The organism is Marinobacter sp. bablab_jr003 (assembly GCF_016464245.1).
Classification (GTDB): domain Bacteria; phylum Pseudomonadota; class Gammaproteobacteria; order Pseudomonadales; family Oleiphilaceae; genus Marinobacter; species Marinobacter vinifirmus.
In genome coordinates this window covers 31,818-48,724 of the sequence record NZ_JADARC010000095.1, presented here as the reverse complement: position 1 = coordinate 48,724, position 16,907 = coordinate 31,818, and the positions used below count along the sequence as shown (strand labels likewise).

Annotated in this window: 19 protein-coding genes; 6 read left to right on the top strand and 13 right to left on the bottom strand. The window is 58.2% G+C overall.

All coding sequences use genetic code 11. The features are described from left to right. Positions 1-32 precede the first annotated feature (32 nt). Both H3Z84_RS08745 and zapE read right to left on the bottom strand, forming a co-directional pair. Positions 33-1,814 carry a DUF1302 domain-containing protein gene (locus tag H3Z84_RS08745; protein ID WP_199457181.1) on the bottom strand — a complete coding sequence of 594 codons (1,782 nt, stop codon included), beginning with the start codon at positions 1,812-1,814 and terminating at the stop codon, positions 33-35. Between the two features lie 273 nt (positions 1,815-2,087). Next, entirely contained in the window at positions 2,088-3,188 is a 1,101-nt protein-coding gene (zapE, locus tag H3Z84_RS08740; RefSeq protein WP_206768865.1) for a cell division protein ZapE, read from the bottom strand. Positions 3,189-3,421: 233 nt separating this feature from the next. On the opposite strand from zapE, the gene H3Z84_RS08735 reads away from it, so the two are divergent. Then, entirely contained in the window at positions 3,422-3,859 is a 438-nt protein-coding gene (locus H3Z84_RS08735; protein WP_199457179.1) for a YhcB family protein, read from the top strand. Between the two features lie 270 nt (positions 3,860-4,129). Here the strand turns inward: H3Z84_RS08735 and H3Z84_RS08730 are convergent, their stop codons facing one another. From H3Z84_RS08730 to H3Z84_RS08680, 11 genes are all read right to left on the bottom strand, one after another. After that, positions 4,130-4,873 (bottom strand): Nif3-like dinuclear metal center hexameric protein, encoded by a 744-nt coding sequence (locus H3Z84_RS08730; protein WP_199457178.1) that lies wholly within the window; start codon positions 4,871-4,873, stop codon positions 4,130-4,132. 224 nt (positions 4,874-5,097) lie between these two features. After that, a complete protein-coding gene (gene hisC / locus H3Z84_RS08725; RefSeq protein WP_199457177.1) occupies positions 5,098-6,159 on the bottom strand; it encodes a histidinol-phosphate transaminase in 1,062 nt (353 codons plus the stop codon). Between the two features lie 239 nt (positions 6,160-6,398). Then, on the bottom strand, positions 6,399-7,703 hold the full coding sequence (gene hisD, locus H3Z84_RS08720) for a histidinol dehydrogenase (protein WP_199457176.1): 1,305 nt from the start codon (positions 7,701-7,703) through the stop codon (positions 6,399-6,401). A 241-nt stretch (positions 7,704-7,944) separates the two neighbouring features. After that, positions 7,945-8,595, bottom strand: a complete 651-nt coding sequence (hisG, locus tag H3Z84_RS08715; RefSeq protein WP_199457175.1) for an ATP phosphoribosyltransferase — start codon at positions 8,593-8,595, stop codon at positions 7,945-7,947. Between the two features lie 27 nt (positions 8,596-8,622). Beyond that, complete coding sequence (gene murA / locus H3Z84_RS08710; protein WP_058341293.1) at positions 8,623-9,885, bottom strand: UDP-N-acetylglucosamine 1-carboxyvinyltransferase; 1,263 nt, start codon at positions 9,883-9,885, stop codon at positions 8,623-8,625. A 19-nt stretch (positions 9,886-9,904) separates the two neighbouring features. Then, positions 9,905-10,153, bottom strand: coding sequence for a BolA family protein (locus H3Z84_RS08705; protein ID WP_022989665.1), 249 nt, complete (start codon positions 10,151-10,153; stop codon positions 9,905-9,907). Positions 10,154-10,213: 60 nt separating this feature from the next. After that, entirely contained in the window at positions 10,214-10,525 is a 312-nt protein-coding gene (locus H3Z84_RS08700) for an STAS domain-containing protein (protein WP_199457174.1), read from the bottom strand. Beyond that, positions 10,522-11,175: an MlaC/ttg2D family ABC transporter substrate-binding protein gene (locus H3Z84_RS08695; protein ID WP_199457173.1), complete on the bottom strand. Its 654-nt coding sequence runs from the start codon at positions 11,173-11,175 to the stop codon at positions 10,522-10,524. Before H3Z84_RS08695 ends, H3Z84_RS08700 begins: the two co-directional genes overlap by 4 nt. Positions 11,176-11,213: 38 nt before the next feature. After that, the gene (gene mlaD, locus H3Z84_RS08690; RefSeq protein WP_022989668.1) at positions 11,214-11,663 is read right to left on the bottom strand and encodes an outer membrane lipid asymmetry maintenance protein MlaD; all 450 of its coding nucleotides are present in this window, start codon (positions 11,661-11,663) and stop codon (positions 11,214-11,216) included. Positions 11,664-11,685: 22 nt separating this feature from the next. Further along, entirely contained in the window at positions 11,686-12,468 is a 783-nt protein-coding gene (gene mlaE, locus H3Z84_RS08685) for a lipid asymmetry maintenance ABC transporter permease subunit MlaE (RefSeq protein ID WP_022989669.1), read from the bottom strand. Continuing rightward, entirely contained in the window at positions 12,465-13,277 is an 813-nt protein-coding gene (locus H3Z84_RS08680) for an ATP-binding cassette domain-containing protein (protein ID WP_199457172.1), read from the bottom strand. The genes mlaE and H3Z84_RS08680 overlap by 4 nt, the downstream gene beginning before the upstream one ends. 138 nt (positions 13,278-13,415) lie before the next feature. On the opposite strand from H3Z84_RS08680, the gene H3Z84_RS08675 reads away from it, so the two are divergent. The 5 genes from H3Z84_RS08675 to lptB are packed head-to-tail and all read left to right on the top strand — an operon-like array spanning position 13,416 to position 16,839. Then, on the top strand, positions 13,416-14,405 hold the full coding sequence (locus tag H3Z84_RS08675; protein WP_199457171.1) for a KpsF/GutQ family sugar-phosphate isomerase: 990 nt from the start codon (positions 13,416-13,418) through the stop codon (positions 14,403-14,405). Beyond that, a complete protein-coding gene (locus H3Z84_RS08670; RefSeq protein ID WP_199457170.1) occupies positions 14,406-14,987 on the top strand; it encodes a KdsC family phosphatase in 582 nt (193 codons plus the stop codon). It begins immediately after the preceding gene. Then, entirely contained in the window at positions 14,984-15,583 is a 600-nt protein-coding gene (lptC, locus tag H3Z84_RS08665) for an LPS export ABC transporter periplasmic protein LptC (RefSeq protein ID WP_199457169.1), read from the top strand. Before H3Z84_RS08670 ends, lptC begins: the two co-directional genes overlap by 4 nt. Continuing rightward, entirely contained in the window at positions 15,567-16,136 is a 570-nt protein-coding gene (lptA, locus tag H3Z84_RS08660) for a lipopolysaccharide transport periplasmic protein LptA (protein WP_199457168.1), read from the top strand. The genes lptC and lptA overlap by 17 nt, the downstream gene beginning before the upstream one ends. Then, on the top strand, positions 16,114-16,839 hold the full coding sequence (gene lptB / locus H3Z84_RS08655) for an LPS export ABC transporter ATP-binding protein (protein WP_022989675.1): 726 nt from the start codon (positions 16,114-16,116) through the stop codon (positions 16,837-16,839). The genes lptA and lptB overlap by 23 nt, the downstream gene beginning before the upstream one ends. Positions 16,840-16,907 lie beyond the last annotated feature (68 nt).

Here is a 16,907-nt window from a genome sequence, read left to right as displayed (position 1 = left end):
TAAGTTACCTCGTTAAACGAATTCGGTCCGGTTCAGAAGGAGTAGGAAACACTCGCGCTCACGAAATCCCGGTCGGTCATTTCGTTATACGGCTTGCCACCGAAGTAGTTTGTATAACCAATGTTGCCGGTGATCTTGTTCTGGTATACGCCTGTCAGAGACAAACCGATGGATTTGTTGCCTTCGTTGAAGGCGCCACCGGGTTGCGGGGCGTAGCCTTTGATGTCGTGACTCCAGAAAACAGACGGAGTCAGGTTAATGCCAGCAATGGCGTTCGGGTATTCCCAGGACAGGTTGGTACGGTAGCCCCAGGAGAAGGAGGTTACGAAGCCGTCGTTGGTGCAGTTTTCGGGGTTGATGTTGTTGGTTTCACAGGCTGCGCTCGGAGTTGCCCCCAAACCAAAAGTACCCGAGCGACCATATCGAGCTTCATCCTTGCCCGGCAGGTCATGGATATAGGTTGCACCCACTTCCGCCACCAGGGACATCCGGCTTGCACCCATGACCTGATCGAAGAATTTAATCAATGTCATCTGTGCTTGGGATACACCGTAACGATCGTATCCAGATACCGCTACACCATCGGTATTGCCATTGTTCTCTGCGGCAATTTTTTCCTCTTCACGAGCATAGAGCAAACTAAAGGGCGCCTGAAGACCACCATAAATCAGCTCAAACGCGTTCCACTGGATCGGCATCTTGTCACGATACGAGTATTCTGCACCGAGCGACCAACCACCCGGGGTAGTGGTGTTGATACTGAGACCATAGAGGTTGATATCTTCCGGATACTCAATGAAATAATTAGGGAAGTTCGGGTTGTCTTCGCCACCATTAGTACGGCCGCTGATGTACGGTAAACGGCTGTGGTACTTGATGTAGTAAAAGCCGAGTTCGGAATCGTTAAGAGCCGGCACATACCAACGCATAGCGACACCAAACTGATCTTTCGCATCTGGCTCGCGATCACCTTCCCTCGCAATAACCAGCCCTGACGCCAGGTTAGCAGCTTCTGATGCAGCACCGGTGAGGAACACCGGGCCACAACCATCGGCCACGAAATCTACGGTAGAAAAGAAGGTTCCGCAGTCATCTATGCGAACCTTTTCCCAGTCTGCTTGTACAAAGCCTTCAACTGTGATGTTCTCGGTAATACCGGCTGACATATAGAACATTTCAACCGGCAGCAGCGCGTCTTTCAGCTGGGCACCGGGAGCACGGAAAGCCCGAATATCTACCGAGTTAATGATGTTGATACCGCCCTGGATATAGGTACTCTCACCCCAGCTGACCACCTGTTTGCCGTAGCGGGCACTGACCGGTATGTCGCCCAGATACCAATCGGTGAATACATAGGCATCCAGCAGTTCGCCAACGGAGGCATATGCCTTAGCCTCGTCGTTCAGCTCAACGTAACGCCGACCTTCGTCCTTGAGCTCAAAGTCATACCAATAACGACCGCGAACAAAGGCACCCACACGGGTCAGATAGTTGGAGTCAACACTGTAATCAAGAAACAGCTCACTGTTGCCTTTAACAATCTTGGAAACGGTGTCACCTTTGTCGAAGTTCCGGTTACCGTCATCGTAGTTGTTGGTAGACGCTGTACCACGACCATCGTGGGGAGCGAGCAAGCGCTTGTCCGCATCCTCAGTCCGCCAGGCGGCACCCGCAGACAGCGTCGTGTTGAACTGAGCTTCTACATCGCCCATGTAAAACGAAATGGCGGAGGCCGGTGTGGATACGCCGGCGGCTATGGCTACGGCCAGTGGTAACTTGGTCCAACGCTGCCACGGTTGAGTTTTTCTTGTCATTGGAAGGCTACTCCGTTGTTGTTCTGAGTCGCTGCTCGGTTGTTCTGGTGTTTTTGTCCTGGCGGCTGTACTTACAGTGCCGTGATGCTTGCACTATATCCAAGGCCTGTGGGGGCTTTGATCAGTCAAAAGTATGATTTTGCAGTCACTCTCCGTTCATGGTGTTCTCGCACTCCCTCACTATAGACAAGATTCGGGAGTGCAACCACTTCGGAATGACTAAGGGCGAGGCTTGGGTAGAGCGGCCACGAGTATCCGTGGCCGAATGGCTCTTTAAGGCTTGTGCGGTGCTTCCAGATACTCCCGGGACTGCATTTCCAGCAGCCGCGATTCGGTACGCTCGAATTCGAAGCTCAACCGGCCGCCGATGTACAGCTCGGTGATGGGCGCAGCGGCGGAAATGATAACTTTGACGTTGCGGTCGTAGAACTCGTCGATCATGTTGATAAACCGGCGGGCCTGGTCGTCGTTGTTCTTGCCCAGTTGCGGCACGTTGCTGATGATGATGGCGTGGAACTGGCGGGCCATTTCGATGTAGTCGTTCTGGCTGCGGGGGCCGTCGCACACGGCTTTGAAATCGAACCAGACCACGTCGTCTGCATGGGCTTCGGCGGGGATTTTACGGCCGTTAATTTCCATGGTTTTGCTGTGCTTTGCCGCTTCTACCGCCAGGGCATCGAAGCTGTTACGCAGGCTGATATCGGCCTGATCGTCCAGCGGGCAGTGGTAGAGCTCCGCCTGCTCCAGTGTACGCAGCCGGTAGTCCACACCACCGTCGACATTCACCACATCGGTGTGCTGTTTCACCAAGGCGATGGCCGGCAGGAAACGGGCCCGCTGCAGGCCGTCTTTGTAGAGGCCATCCGGCACGATGTTGGAGGTACACACCAGGGTAACACCCCGGCTGAACAGGCCATCCATCAGGGTGGCGAGGATCATGGCATCGCCGATGTCGGAAACAAAGAATTCGTCAAAACAGATAACCCGGGTTTCGTCTGCGAATTTCTTCGCGACCATTTCCAGCGGGTTCTTCTCGCCTTTGAGCTGCTTCAGCTCGTTGTGCACCCGCTGCATAAAGCGGTGAAAGTGCACACGCATTTTGCGATCAAACGGCAGCGCCTCGAAGAAGGTGTCCATCAGGTAGGTCTTACCACGGCCAACGCCGCCCCAGAAGTACAGGCCTTTTACCGGATCTTCCTTACCCTTCTTCAGTTTGCGGCGGAGCTTGGACAGGCCGCCCTTGCTGCGTTCGCTTTCGGCCTCCACCAGTTTGTCGTACAGTGCCTGCAGGCGCTTTACGGCATCTTCCTGGGCCGGATCCTTGTGAAAGTCCGGGCGCTCAAGATCCTTTTGGTAGCGTTGCCAAGGGGTCAGGTTCGCGACGGTTTCGGAGGACATGGCTTCTGTCATCAGGATTTTCCTGCCTGCTAGGTGGGTTTTCGGGCGCGGTATTGTCGCTTATTTCACGTTTTTTCGCCACGCCGCACGGGCGCCGGGGCAATAAGACGATTGGCGCAGTGTTTCGGCATGGGATACATCCGTTCGGGGGGTTATACTCCTTGAATGAGGAATGGCTCACTTGCAGGCAATGAAAGGACGATTTTTATATGACAAACCTGATTGTGGCGGCGGTTGTCGCGTTGGTGGTTGGCATTGTCATCGGGCTTATGTTTGGCCGGTCTGGCCAGGGAGCTTCGTTGCGACAGCGCCGGGCGGAGCAGCAGGTTGATGAGTTGCGTAGTGAGTTTACGCGGTATCAGGCCCAGGTGAATGAGCACTTTATGGAGTCTGCGCATTTGCTGCGGCGGTTTAATGATGCGTACCGGGATGTGAATCAGCATATGGCCCGGGGCGCGAATCGTCTGTGCAATGATGAAGACTGGCTGGAGGAGCTGGGGCAGGATTCTTCTGGTCGTCTTGGCCATTCCGAGGCTGAGCCTTCCGAGCCGCCTCGGGATTATGCGCCGAAGTCTGATCCGGAGGCCAAGGGTACGCTGGCCGAAGATTACGGTCTGAATGCGGATGGGTCTAAGCGGTCAGCTTAGAGCCTCTGATCAAACCTGACCGGACGGCTCAATCAGGAGTGGGCCGTCCTGGCTCGTAGCTTGGCCAGGCTGGGGGCTGCCTTCCAAAAACCGCTCCTTACGGCACATCCATGTGGCGCTTCTGCTCCGCCATCCATGGCTCCGCACATTTTTGGAAGGCAGCCCCCAGCCTGACCGACCATAACTCTACGCTCTCCGCCTCCCAGCCTTCAAACAGACCTCCTGACAACCTAAATCTTTGCCCGCATTCACGCCCATCATGCACTATCGTTAAACCGGGTTATCACAGTCGATAAACTGGTGCTTCACCGCAAACTCCTTCGCTAACGCCTCCCCCAGAGCCTGAACACCATACCGTTCAGTCGCATGGTGACCGGCCGCGTAGTAGTGAATCCCGCACTCTCTGGCCGTGTGAGTCGTCGGCTCGGAGATCTCGCCGCTGATGTAGGCGTCGACACCCGCACCCAAAGCTGCGTTGATGAACCCCTGAGCTGCCCCGGTGCACCAGGCGACAGTCTTGATCATTTCCGGGCCATTGCCTACGTGAAGCGGCTGCCGGTTCAGGGCTCTGGCGAGGTGCAGGCCGAACTTTTCGGATGACATGGCTTCGGGCAATTCACCTTGCCACACTAATCCACTCATTGGGCGTGGATTCTGGATGCCAAGTATATCGGCGAGTTGGCGGTTGTTGCCGTACTCGGGGTGGTCATCCAGTGGCAGGTGGTAGGCGACGAGGTTTATGTCGTTGTCCAGGAGCTGTTTGATGCGGTTCTTTTTCATGCCACGGATGGTCTGGTCTTCACCTTTCCAGAAATAGCCGTGGTGGACCAGGATCATGTCTGCGTTTTGTTTTACGGCTTCGTCGATCAGTGCCTGTGATGCGGTTACACCTGAAACGATAACGCCTACACTCTCGCTGCCCTCAACTTGCAGGCCGTTCGGAGCATAGTCCTGAAAATTTTCTGGCTGTAGCCATTCACTTATTTTGGCGAGGATTTCGTTCCGGTTTGCCATATCTGCCCACCTATCGTACGAAGCTTTTGAGATTGGATCGGCGCTTTGGCATTTGTGGCGGGCAAGGGGCGGGATGGGTTGTCCAAAAACCGCTCCTTACGGCACATCCTTGTGGCGCTTCTGCTCCGCCATCCATGGCTCCGCAAATTTTTGGACAACCCATCCCGCCCCTTGCATCACGCTTGGGTGCGCGCCGATTCCTTGCCCGAATCCGTGACACCAGTTTAGAGCGAATCAAGGCCCTTGATCAAAGCGTCATTCTGGTCGCTGGTGCCAATGGTGATTCGGAGGAAGTCACTGATTCTTGGCTTATTGAAATGCCGGACTATAACTCCCTGCTCTCTTAGCTTGACTGCCAGGTCTGAACCTTCATGGTCTGGGTGGCGGGCGAACACGAAATTTGCCCGGGATGGCAGCACCTCAAAGCCAAGTTTTTCGAGTTCTTCCGTTACCCTCTTCCGCTCGCGGATAACCCCGCTACAAGAGTCTTCAAACCACTGCTTGTCTTCAAAAGCGGCAACAGCGCCAACCAGCGCCAAACGGTCCAGCGGATAGGAGTTGAAGCTATCCTTAACCCGATTCAGAGCCTCGATCAGCTCTTCATTACCCACCGCAAAGCCGACGCGCAGCCCTGCCAGCGAACGGGCCTTGGAGAGGGTCTGACAAACCAGCAGGTTCGGATACTGGTTTACCAGACGAATCGCCGTATCACCGCCGAAGTCCACGTAAGCTTCGTCTACCACCACCACGCTGTCCGGGTTGGCTTGCAGGATCTCTTCCACGTGTTGCAGGCCCAGGTAGCGACCAGTCGGCGCGTTCGGGTTCGGGAAGATGATGCCACCGTTGGGGCGTTTGTAGTCTTCCGGGTTGATCTCGAAGCTGTCGGTCAGCGGAATCACCGTGCTTTCGATCTGGTACAGGCCGCAGTACACCGGGTAGAAGCTGTAAGTGATATCCGGGAACAGGATCGGTTTATCGTGTTTCAGCAAACCCTGAAAAATGTGCGCAAGAACTTCGTCCGAGCCGTTGCCGACAAACACTTGCTTTGCATTAATCGCAAAATCAACGTGGTAGTCAGCAATGGCTTCTTTCAGCGCCTGCCCTTCCGGGTCAGGATACAGGCGCAGGTTGTCGTTAAGTTCAGACTGAATGGCCGCAATCACCTTCGGGGATGGTCCAAAGGGGTTTTCGTTAGTGTTCAGTTTCACCAGGTTCGCCATTTTTGGCTGCTCACCGGGAACATACGGCTGTAATTCGCTGACCAGTGAACTCCAGTACTTACTCATGGGATACGCACTCCAAAATCGGGGCTAGAAACAAATCGGTTCTTACAGCGAATGTCGGTGCTGGCTGGTTGCACTCAGAGGTCAATGAGTGCGTGGCTGGAAAGCCTTTCCAAAAATGTCGTAGGCCATGGATGGCCGGAGAGAAGCGCACAGGGATGTGCTTGTAGCGGTTTTTGGAAAGGCTTTCCAGCCACGCGCTCCCACTCCCAGGCCGAACCAGCCAGCCACCACACCCAGCTTTAATCTTTGATACGGTACTCGGCCGAACGAGCATGGGCCGTAAGGCCTTCACCGCGAGCCAGCACCGAGGCTACACGCCCCATCCGGTCAGCGCCTTCCGGAGTGAAACCAATCAGAGAGGAACGCTTCTGGAAATCGTAAACACCCAGCGGCGAGCTGAACCTTGCAGTGCCGCTGGTGGGCAGCACGTGATTCGGGCCCGCGCAGTAGTCACCAAGAGCTTCTGCTGTGTAGCGACCCATAAAGATGGCGCCGGCATGGCGGATATCATCCAGCATCGCCTGCGGGTCTTCTACCGACAGCTCCAGGTGTTCAGGAGCAATGCGGTTGGACACCTCAGCCGCTTCTTTCAGGTCAGCCACCTTGATCAGTGCACCACGGCCCAGCATGGAAGTGCGAATGATGTCTTCACGCTCCATAGTCGGCAGCAGCTTGTTAATGCTCGCTTCCACGGCATCCAGGAAATCCGCATCCGGGCTCACCAGAATGCTCTGGGCCTGCTCATCGTGCTCGGCCTGGGAGAACAAGTCCATGGCAATCCAATCCGGGTCGGTCTTGCCATCGCAGATCACCAGGATCTCGGAAGGCCCGGCAATCATGTCGATACCGACAACACCAAACACCTCCCGCTTGGCCGTGGCCACGAAAATATTCCCCGGACCCACAATCTTATCTACCGAAGGCACAGTTTCCGTACCGTACGCCAAAGCCGCAACCGCCTGGGCGCCACCGATGGTGAACACCCGGTCCACACCCGCAATCGCCGCCGCCGCCAGCACCATGTCGTTCACCACACCATCCGGCGTAGGAACCACCATGATCACCTCGGCAACCCCGGCAACCTTCGCAGGAATCGCATTCATCAGCACAGAAGACGGATACGCAGCCTTACCACCCGGCACATACAAACCCGCCCGATCCAGCGGCGTCACCTTCTGCCCGAGAATCGTTCCGTCTTCATCCTGATACTGCCAGGACTTCTGATTCTGCCGCTCATGATAATCCCGAACCCGCCCGGCAGCCTTCTCAAGAGCCACCCGCTGATCCTGCGGAATCCGCTCCAAAGCCTCCTGAAGACGCCCCTGATCCATCTCCAGCTCCGCCATGGAGTTAACCTTCAACCGGTCAAACTTCTCGGTAAACTCCAGAACCGCCGCATCGCCGCGGGTTTTCACCTCACGCAGGATATGCCGAACCGACTCATTCACCTGGTGGTCAACACTGTCATCCCACGCCAAAAGCTTGGCCAGCGCACTGTCAAAGTCGCCTTGTGTGGTGTTCAGTCTGGTGATTCTGTCGTTCATCTCGTTAATCCTGCGTTGGATTGAATACTGATTTCCGTCGGATTACCCGCCAACAGTTCGGGGATTAAAAAACTCTGGGGCTTCCTAACTCAAAAGTATGCGGAAACCATCGGGTTGGCCCTTCCAAAAATGTGCGGAGCCATGGATGGCGGAGCAGAAGCGCCACAGGGACGTGCCGTAAGGAGCGGTTTTTGGAAGGGCCAACCCGATGGGTGACACACTCCCAAAGTATAGGGAAGCCTTACTCCTGAGAACCGCGCCGACGATCCACAGCCAGTGCCATCTTCTCGATGATGGGATTAATCTGCCCATGTTTCATCTTCATGGAAGCCCGGTTCACCACCAACCGACTGCTGATGTAATCAATCAGGTCCCGCGGCTCCAGCCCGTTGGCCTTCAGGGTATTGCCGGTATCGACAATATCGACAATCTCGTCGGCCAGGTCCAGAATCGGCGCCAGCTCCATCGCCCCGTAGAGCTTGATGATATCCGCCTGCCGCCCCTGGGCCGCGTAATAGCGCCGCGCCAGGTTCACAAACTTGGTGGCCACGCGGATGCGCCCCGCCGGAGGCTGCTCACCCTTCTTGCCAGCGGTCATCAACCGGCAGCGGGAAATGTTCAGATCCAGGGGCTCGTACAGCCCTTCGCCGCCGTGCTCCATCAGCACGTCCTTGCCCGTCACGCCCAGATCGGCACCGCCGTACTGAACGTAAGTGGGCACATCCGTGGCACGGATAATCAGCACCCGCACGTTCGGATCCGTGGTCGGAAACACCAGCTTGCGGGACTTTTTCACGTCGTCCACCAGCTCAATACCGGCTTCCGCCAGCAGCGGCAGGGTTTCTTCGAGGATTCGTCCCTTCGACAAGGCGATGGTGATGGAATCTGTCATGGATCTATCCGGTTTCCCGTTGGTTAATTATGCCGGCAAACGGCGAATACTTGCGCCCAGCAGCTGCAGTTTTTCTTCAATACATTCATAGCCGCGATCTATGTGATAAATGCGGTCCACAATGGTATCGCCATCGGCAACCAGCCCGGCAATCACCAGGCTCGCAGAAGCCCGAAGGTCGGTGGCCATCACCGGAGCGCCGGTCAGGTGCTCCACGCCCTTGATGATGGCGGCATTACCTTCCAGGGTAATATCGGCACCCATGCGGATCAGTTCCTGCAGGTGCATAAAGCGGTTTTCGAACACGGTTTCCACGATGGTACCGGTGCCTTCCGCCACGGCGTTCATGGCCGCAAACTGGGCCTGCATGTCGGTGGGGAACGCCGGGTACGGTGCAGTGCGCAGGCTGACCGCTTTCGGGCGCTTGCCCTTCATGTCCAGCTCGATCCAGTCCGGGCCGGTGGTGATTTCCGCGCCGGCTTCTTCCAGCTTCAGCAGTACCGCTTCCAGCAGGTCTTCCCGGGTGTCTTTCAGTTTTACCCGACCACCGGTCGCCGCTGCCGCCACCAGGTAGGTGCCGGTTTCAATACGGTCAGGCAGTACGTTGTAGTGGCAGCCGTGCAGGCGTTCTACCCCGTTGATCTCGATGGTCGCGGTGCCATGGCCCTTGATGTCTGCACCCATGGCGATCAGGCATTCGGCCAGGTCGACCACTTCCGGTTCCCGGGCGGCGTTTTCCAGAATGGTCTTGCCTTCTGCCAGGGTGGCCGCCATCAACAGGTTCTCGGTACCGGTTACGGTGACGGTATCCATGAAGATGTGGGCACCTTTCAGGCGACCGTTGGTTTTCGCCTTGATGTAGCCGTTCTCCACCTTGATGTCTGCGCCCATCAGCTCCAGGCCGTGGATGTGCAGGTTCACCGGGCGGGTACCGATGGCACAGCCACCGGGCAGGGACACTTCCGCTTCGCCGAAGTGCGCCACCAGCGGGCCCAGCACCAGGATGGAGGCGCGCATGGTTTTCACCAGCTCGTAGGGCGCGTGGAAGTGCTTGATGGTGTTGGCGTGAATTTCCACACTCATCTTTTCGTCGATCATCAGCTCCACGCCCATGCGGCCCAGCAGCTCGATCATGGTGGTGATGTCGTTCAGGTGCGGCAGGTTGCCGATGGTTACCGGCTCATCGGCCAGCAGCGTGGCCGCCAGAATGGGCAGTGCCGCGTTCTTGGCGCCGGAAATGCGAATCTCGCCATCCAGGGGCTTGCGGCCCCCGATCAGAAGTTTGTCCACAATACTTGTCCTGTGCTGTTCAGGCCTGGGCCTGCCGCTCGGCCCACTCGCTCGGGGTGTAGGCTTTCGGGTGAAGGGCGTGAATGGTGCCGTCCATAATGTGCTGGAACAGTACCTTGTTGATCATCTGCTGCCGTTTGATGGTGGGCAGGCCTTCAAATACGTCACCCACAGCAACCACAAGGTAGTGGCTGCCATCGACCTGTACCTGAACCTCGCAACCGGGCAGGGCTTCTTTAACAAGTTCGGTAACCTGGGCGGCGTCCATAGGGATTCCTCGACTGGTTTGAAATCAGGGGCGGAATTGTAACCAATTCCCGGGCGCCGGTCAGCTGTGTGTGGCAAATCCGGGAATCTGGTCTTCCAGATTGCTGAGGGCGGCCAGCGACAACAGGCGGTCGCTGGCACCCTGAAAGGTGAGGGGTTGCTGTTTTCCCAGGGCCAGCCGGTGCCAGCACAACAGCATGGACAACACCACACTGTGGGCGGTGGCCAGGCCGGAAAGGTCAACGGTTAACGGGACGCTGGCCGCCCCGATCAACTGTTCACCCTGCTTGCGCAGGGCGATCACGGTATCGGCGTTCACCTCACCGGTTACGGCGAGAGTATTACCTGAGAGCTCGACAGCCGGAGCGGTCATGAACGGTCCAGCTCCTCATCAAGCTTCAGGGCTTCAACAGCATCGCCCCAACCATCAATCACGGCCTGAACCTGGCCACGGTTCTGCTCCATTTCCTGGGCAAAGCGATCCCGGAATGCCAGGCCGATGTTCACGCCTTCCACAATCACGTTCTCCATCATCCAGCGGCCTTCGCCATTGCGGTACATGGAGTAGGTGACCGGATAGCGGTTGCCGGACGCGCTGATTACTTCCATCTGCACAGACGCACGGTCGTCGTTCTGAGCCAGGATTTCCGCGTCCAGCACGTTGATTTCGAAGTTCTCGGCACTCACCAGCGCCTGGGCGTAGCTATCGAACAGGCTGCGCTTGAACTTGGCCACAAACTCGTCCCGCTGTTCGGGAGAGGTCTGGCGAGCGTAGCGCCCCATTACCCGGGCTGCAATGCGGCGAAAATCCACAAACTGGTCCAGGGTTTCATCCATGCTGGCATAGAAGGCTTCCGGGTCCTGCTCGTAGAGGCCCTTTTCTTCATTGAGCTTCTGCACCAGCTTCTGGGTGTTTTCGTCTACATACTGTTTCAGGTCATCTTCCGGACCGGCCCAGGCCTGGCCCGCCACCAGGGCAACCATGGCAAACATCCAGATGAATCGTTGTTTCAGGACAAGCATTGTGTTCTCCCGCATTCGTTTCTGTGCTCTGCCCCGCATCAGCGTCCGGAGGCAAAGTTACTGATCAGCCGCTCGAGATTCATGGCAGACTGAGTGGAATAAAAGGTGTCGCCCGGGCTCAGGGACTCGAGGTCGCCACCAACAGATATATCAATGTACTGATCTCCCAGCAGGCCGGATGTACGTATTACTGCTGCACTGTCCGCCGGGATATTGTCGATACCGGCATCGATAGCCAGCACTACCCGGGCCTGGAAGGTTTCGGTATCCAGCTCGATGGATTCGATGGCACCGATGGTGACACCCGCCATCGACACCTTGCCCCGGGGCGCCAGGCCTCCGGTGTCATTGAAGTTGGCATAGAGGGTGTAACGATCACCAGCCGATTTCGGAGACAGTCCGCTCACCTGCAACGCCAGGAACAGCAGGGCGGCCAACCCGGCGATCATGAACAGGCCTACGATTACTTCTGTGGTTCTTTGTGCCATTGCAGGCTCCCTGAAAATTTGATCAGAAATCGCCGAACATGACGGCCGTCAGGACGAAGTCCAGCCCGAGCACCGCCAGCGATGAATAAACAACGGTTTTGGTGGTGGCAGAACTGATGCCGGCGGAGGTGGGCACGCAATCGTAGCCCTGATACACCGCAATCCAGGCACAGACAAAACCGAACACCACGCTCTTGATAACGCCATTCAGTACGTCATCCACAAAATCCACTGACGACTGCATATTGCCCCAGAACGCGCCTTCAAACACGCCCAGCCAGTCCACGCCCACCAGCATGCCGCCCCAGATACCCACTACAGAGAAGATGATAGCCAGCACCGGCATGGCGATAAATCCGGCCCAGAGCCTGGGCGCAATCACCCGGCGCAAGGGGTCCACCCCCATCATCTCCATACTGGAGAGCTGCTCGGTGGCTTTCATCAGGCCGATCTCTGCAGTCAACGCTGAACCTGCCCGGCCGGCAAACAGCAGAGCCGTTACCACCGGCCCCAGCTCACGCACCAGCGTCAGGGCGATCATCTGGCCGATCGCAGCTTCGGAGCCGTAATCGCTGAGAATAGTGTAGCCCTGCAGGCCCAGCACCATGCCGATAAACAGCCCGGACACCACCACAATGGCCAGCGACAGTACACCGACAAAATACAGCTGGCGCAGCAACAGCGGAAACCCGGTCGCCGGCCGGGGAATGCCTGCCAGAACGCCCACCAGGAAACGCCCGGACCGGCCAAAGGAAGAAATCACATCCAGCCCGCCACGGCCCAGGGCGGCAATACGGTCGATCATAGTGCGCCTCCGGTTACGCCGAAGTCCTCAGCGGCATCGCTGGCCGGATAATGGAACGGCACCGGGCCATCGGGCTGGCCATTCAGAAATTGCTGGACTCGGTCAGACGGATGCTCGCGCAACTCCTCCGGAGTACCTTCTCCGATCACCTTACCGTCCGCCAGGATACAGGCGTAGTGGCAAATACTGAGAGATTCCGGCACATCGTGGGAGACCAGCACGCTGGTCAGCCCCATGGAACTGTTCAGATCCCGGATCAGCTTCACCAGCACGCCCATGGCAATAGGGTCCTGCCCGGCAAACGGCTCGTCGTACATGATCAGTTCCGGATCCAGGGCAATGCTACGGGCCAGTGCAACCCGGCGGGTCATGCCGCCGGACAGTTCGGAAGGCATGAGTTTACGGGCACCACGCAGGCCCACGGCCTCAAGCTTCATCAGCACGATGTCGCGAATCATGTCTTCCGGCAACCTGGTGTGCACCCTCAGCGGGAAGGCCACGTTTTCATAAACGCTCAGGTCGGTGAACAGGGCGCCACTCTGGAACAGCATGCCCATCTTTTCCCGCAACCGGTAAAGGTCTTTGCGCTTGAGGGCCGGCACATTATGGCCGTCCACGGAAACCTGCCCGGAATCCGGCCTTAGCTGGCCGCCGATCAGGCGCAAAAGCGTGGTCTTGCCGGTGCCGCTGGGGCCCATAATGGCGGTGATCTTGCCCTTGGGTATATCCAGCGTTACGCCGTCGAAAATGCGGCGACCACCTCGGGAAAACACCACATCCTTAAGTGTTATGTAAGCAGATGACTCCATAATCCATCCTTCTCGGGGAGCGCCTACATTAAGACAAGAGGTTCATAAATGATATACTTGCCAGCCAATCGCTCACGGCCCCGGATGGTAGCCGGGGCAGCCAAACCGAGCAAGCGGACAGAGGGAAAACCAGCCGAGATGACAGACTCCAATTCTTCAAGTGGCCAGGACTACCGCACCTCTGCCCTGCGGGCCATTCGCATCGAACGGGAAGCTATCGAAGCCCTTGAGGGCCGCATTAATGGCGACTTCACCCGGGCTTGCGAGGTCATCATGGCCTGCAAGGGCCGCGTGGTGGTGACCGGCATGGGCAAATCCGGCCACATCGGCAACAAGATTGCCGCCACCCTGGCCAGCACCGGCACGCCTTCATTCTTTGTCCACCCCGGCGAAGCCAGCCACGGCGACATGGGCATGATTACCCCGCAGGATGTGGTCATTGCCATCTCCAACAGTGGCAGCACCAGCGAAGTGGTTACCATCCTGCCCCTGATCAAGCGCATGGGTGCTCCGCTGATCAGCATGACTGGCAACCCCAACTCGGTCCTGGCCAAGGAGGCCATTGCCAACCTGGATGTCAGCGTGGCTATTGAAGCCTGCCCCCTGGGCCTGGCCCCCACCTCCAGTACCACCGCCACCCTGGTGATGGGCGATGCCCTGGCCGTGGCCCTGCTGGAAGCCCGCGGCTTCAGCGCGGAAGACTTCGCGTTCTCCCACCCCGGCGGCAGCCTGGGCCGGCGCTTGCTGCTGCGGGTCTCCGACATCATGCATTCCGGCGATGCGATTCCGAAAGTCACCGAAGATGTCAGCCTCAGCACCGCGCTGCTGGAAATCACCCGCAAGGGTCTGGGTATGACCACGGTAGTGAATACAAAGGGCGAACTGACCGGCATCTTCACCGATGGTGACCTGCGCCGTACCCTGGATAAATCCGTGGATGTGCACACCACTGTCATCCGGGATGTCATGACCCGCCACGGCAAAACCATCCGCGCCGACCACCTGGCCGCCGAAGCCCTGAACATGATGGAAGAACTGAAGATCAACGCCCTGCCGGTCACCGATGAAAACGGCCAGCTGACCGGCGCCATCAACATGCACGACCTGCTGCGCGCGGGGGTTATCTGAATGACCGGCATGGTTCACCCCCTGCAAAACCAGTGGAACGACGCACTGAAAGCCAAGGCCGCCGCCATCCGCCTGGTGGCCTTTGACGTAGACGGCATTATGAGTGATGGCCGCCTGTACTTCAGCGCCGGCGGCGACGAGCTGAAAACCTTCAACATCCTGGATGGCCTGGGCCTGAAACAGCTGATGCACGCCGGCATTACCGTGGCGGTGATTACCGGCAGGCGCTCGCCGCTCACCGAAAAGCGCATGAACGACCTGGGCATCAGCCATCTGATGCAGGGCCGGGAAGACAAGCGGGTGGCCTTGCAGGAACTGGCGGCTGACATGGACATTACCGCCGGGCAAATCGGCTACATGGGCGATGACCTGCCGGACCTCCCTGCCCTGCAGTACGCGGGCCTTGGCATCAGCGTGCCCAACGGCCACTGGCTGGTCCGTCAGCATGCCGACTACTGCACGCAGGCAGCGGGCGGTCAGGGCGCCGTGCGCGAAGCCTGCGAACTGATTCTCTGGGCCCAGGGCCAGCTGGAAAACACCCTGGCCCCCTACCTGGCCGAATCACAGGACGACCGGGCATGATCCGGCGGTTCTTTTCCTCACAGGCCGGCAAACCCTGGCTGCGCACCCTGGCCCTGGCGGCTACGGTTGCCGCCACGATTTACCTGATGTGGCAAAGCGGCGAGCCACCGGTACCCGATCCCGAAGCGGCACAGCTTCGGGGCCCCGCCGAGCCGGACGGCTTCGTGGTGGGCGCCGACTACCGGGCCTGGAATGAACAGGGCACCCTGGAAATCCACATGACCAGCCCCCGCATCGAGCAGTTCGATCACGACAGCAGCGCCAGGATGACAGACCCGAGCGCCCGCCTGTTCGGCGAGGGTGAGGCCGAACCGTGGATAATTGAAGCCGATGCAGGTAGCCTGCTGCAGTCTCAGGGGCTGATGCACCTGGAAGGTAACGTGACCGTACTGCGCACCAGCGGCGACTCCCGGGCCACGCTGGCCACGGAAGCGCTGACCCTGGACAACAACGAAGGCACCGTATTCACCGACCTGCCGGTAACCATTACCGAGCCGTTCGGTACCACCCAGGCCACCGGCATGAAGGCCTGGATTGATCAACGCATACTGGAACTCAACTCCCGGGTGGAAGGGCAATATGAAACCGTTAGGTAAGCTCCGTTTTTATCCGCCGGCGCTGCTGGCTGCCGCGCTGATGCTGGCCGCCCCGGCGATGGCCTTTGATATGGACTCGAACACCCCCATCCAGGTGAGTGCCGACTCCGCCCGGCTGGATGACAGCGCCGGCGTGGCCACCTACACCGGCGACGTGGAACTGGTGCAGGGCAGCACCCGGCTGGAAGCCCAGCGGGCGGTGCTGTACCGGGACGACCAGGGCCTGAGCCGCATTGAAGCCAGTGGATCACCCGCCCATTACCGCCAGCCCTCCCGGGAAGGCGAAGGCATGACCAATGCCAGCGCCCTGAACATTACCTGGGCCGCGAAAGACAACCAGCTGACCTTCGAGCGCCAGGCCGTCATCGAACAGGCGGGCAACACCTTCAAGGGTGATGTTATTCATTACAATACGGTCAGCCGGGTGGTCACCGCCGAGGGCGGCAATACAGAAACCGGCGGTTCCGGCCGGGTCGAAATGGTCATCCAGCCGCGTAACACCGGCCAGTCCAGTAACGGGGAAGGTTCTGATGGCAGTACTCAGGGCCAGTAATCTGGCCAAAAGCTACAAGCAGAAAAAAGTGGTCCTGGATGTTTCCCTGGAGATCCGCTCCGGAGAAATCGTCGGCCTGCTGGGCCCTAATGGCGCAGGCAAAACCACCTGCTTTTACATGATCGTAGGCCTGGTGCCGGCAGACCGGGGCCGCATCACCATCGACAGCCAGGACATCACTCCGCTGCCCATGCACGGCCGCGCCCGTAAGGGCATCGGTTACCTGCCCCAGGAAGCCTCGGTATTCCGCAAACTCACCGTGCGGGACAACATCATGGCCATCCTGGAAACCCGCAAGGGCCTGAACCGGGCCGACCGGGAAGCCAAGCTGGAAGAGCTGCTGGAAGAATTCCACATCACCCATATCCGGGACAGCCTCGGCATGGCCCTGTCCGGTGGCGAACGTCGCCGGGTGGAAATTGCCCGGGCCCTGGCCATGGAGCCTGCCTTCATCCTGTTGGACGAGCCCTTCGCCGGGGTAGACCCCATTTCCGTCAGCGACATCAAACACATTATCCGGCACCTGCGGGATAAGGGCATTGGCGTACTGATTACCGACCATAACGTGCGGGAAACCCTGGACATCTGTGAGAACGCCTACATTGTGTCCGGCGGCCACATCATTGCCTCCGGCAACTCCGAGGCCATCCTCGCCAACCAGCAGGTAAAAGAGGTGTATCTGGGGGACGAATTCCGCCTTTAAGCGGAGCGCCCCGCCCTTTCACCGAGGTCTGATTGTGTTGCAGAACGGTAACAAGTAAACTCGGCAAA

Coding starts and splice junctions, on each gene's coding strand:
- H3Z84_RS08745 (WP_199457181.1), bottom strand. CDS start 1,814: ATGACAAGAAAAACTCAACCGTGGCAGCGTTGGACCAAGTTACCACTG.
- H3Z84_RS08735 (WP_199457179.1), top strand. CDS start 3,422: ATGACAAACCTGATTGTGGCGGCGGTTGTCGCGTTGGTGGTTGGCATT.
- H3Z84_RS08730 (WP_199457178.1), bottom strand. CDS start 4,873: ATGGCAAACCGGAACGAAATCCTCGCCAAAATAAGTGAATGGCTACAG.
- hisC (WP_199457177.1), bottom strand. CDS start 6,159: ATGAGTAAGTACTGGAGTTCACTGGTCAGCGAATTACAGCCGTATGTT.
- hisD (WP_199457176.1), bottom strand. CDS start 7,703: ATGAACGACAGAATCACCAGACTGAACACCACACAAGGCGACTTTGAC.
- hisG (WP_199457175.1), bottom strand. CDS start 8,595: ATGACAGATTCCATCACCATCGCCTTGTCGAAGGGACGAATCCTCGAA.
- H3Z84_RS08705 (WP_022989665.1), bottom strand. CDS start 10,153: ATGGACGCCGCCCAGGTTACCGAACTTGTTAAAGAAGCCCTGCCCGGT.
- H3Z84_RS08700 (WP_199457174.1), bottom strand. CDS start 10,525: ATGACCGCTCCGGCTGTCGAGCTCTCAGGTAATACTCTCGCCGTAACC.
- H3Z84_RS08695 (WP_199457173.1), bottom strand. CDS start 11,175: ATGCTTGTCCTGAAACAACGATTCATCTGGATGTTTGCCATGGTTGCC.
- mlaD (WP_022989668.1), bottom strand. CDS start 11,663: ATGGCACAAAGAACCACAGAAGTAATCGTAGGCCTGTTCATGATCGCC.
- mlaE (WP_022989669.1), bottom strand. CDS start 12,468: ATGATCGACCGTATTGCCGCCCTGGGCCGTGGCGGGCTGGATGTGATT.
- H3Z84_RS08680 (WP_199457172.1), bottom strand. CDS start 13,277: ATGGAGTCATCTGCTTACATAACACTTAAGGATGTGGTGTTTTCCCGA.
- H3Z84_RS08675 (WP_199457171.1), top strand. CDS start 13,416: ATGACAGACTCCAATTCTTCAAGTGGCCAGGACTACCGCACCTCTGCC.
- H3Z84_RS08670 (WP_199457170.1), top strand. CDS start 14,406: ATGACCGGCATGGTTCACCCCCTGCAAAACCAGTGGAACGACGCACTG.
- lptC (WP_199457169.1), top strand. CDS start 14,984: ATGATCCGGCGGTTCTTTTCCTCACAGGCCGGCAAACCCTGGCTGCGC.
- lptA (WP_199457168.1), top strand. CDS start 15,567: ATGAAACCGTTAGGTAAGCTCCGTTTTTATCCGCCGGCGCTGCTGGCT.
- lptB (WP_022989675.1), top strand. CDS start 16,114: ATGGCAGTACTCAGGGCCAGTAATCTGGCCAAAAGCTACAAGCAGAAA.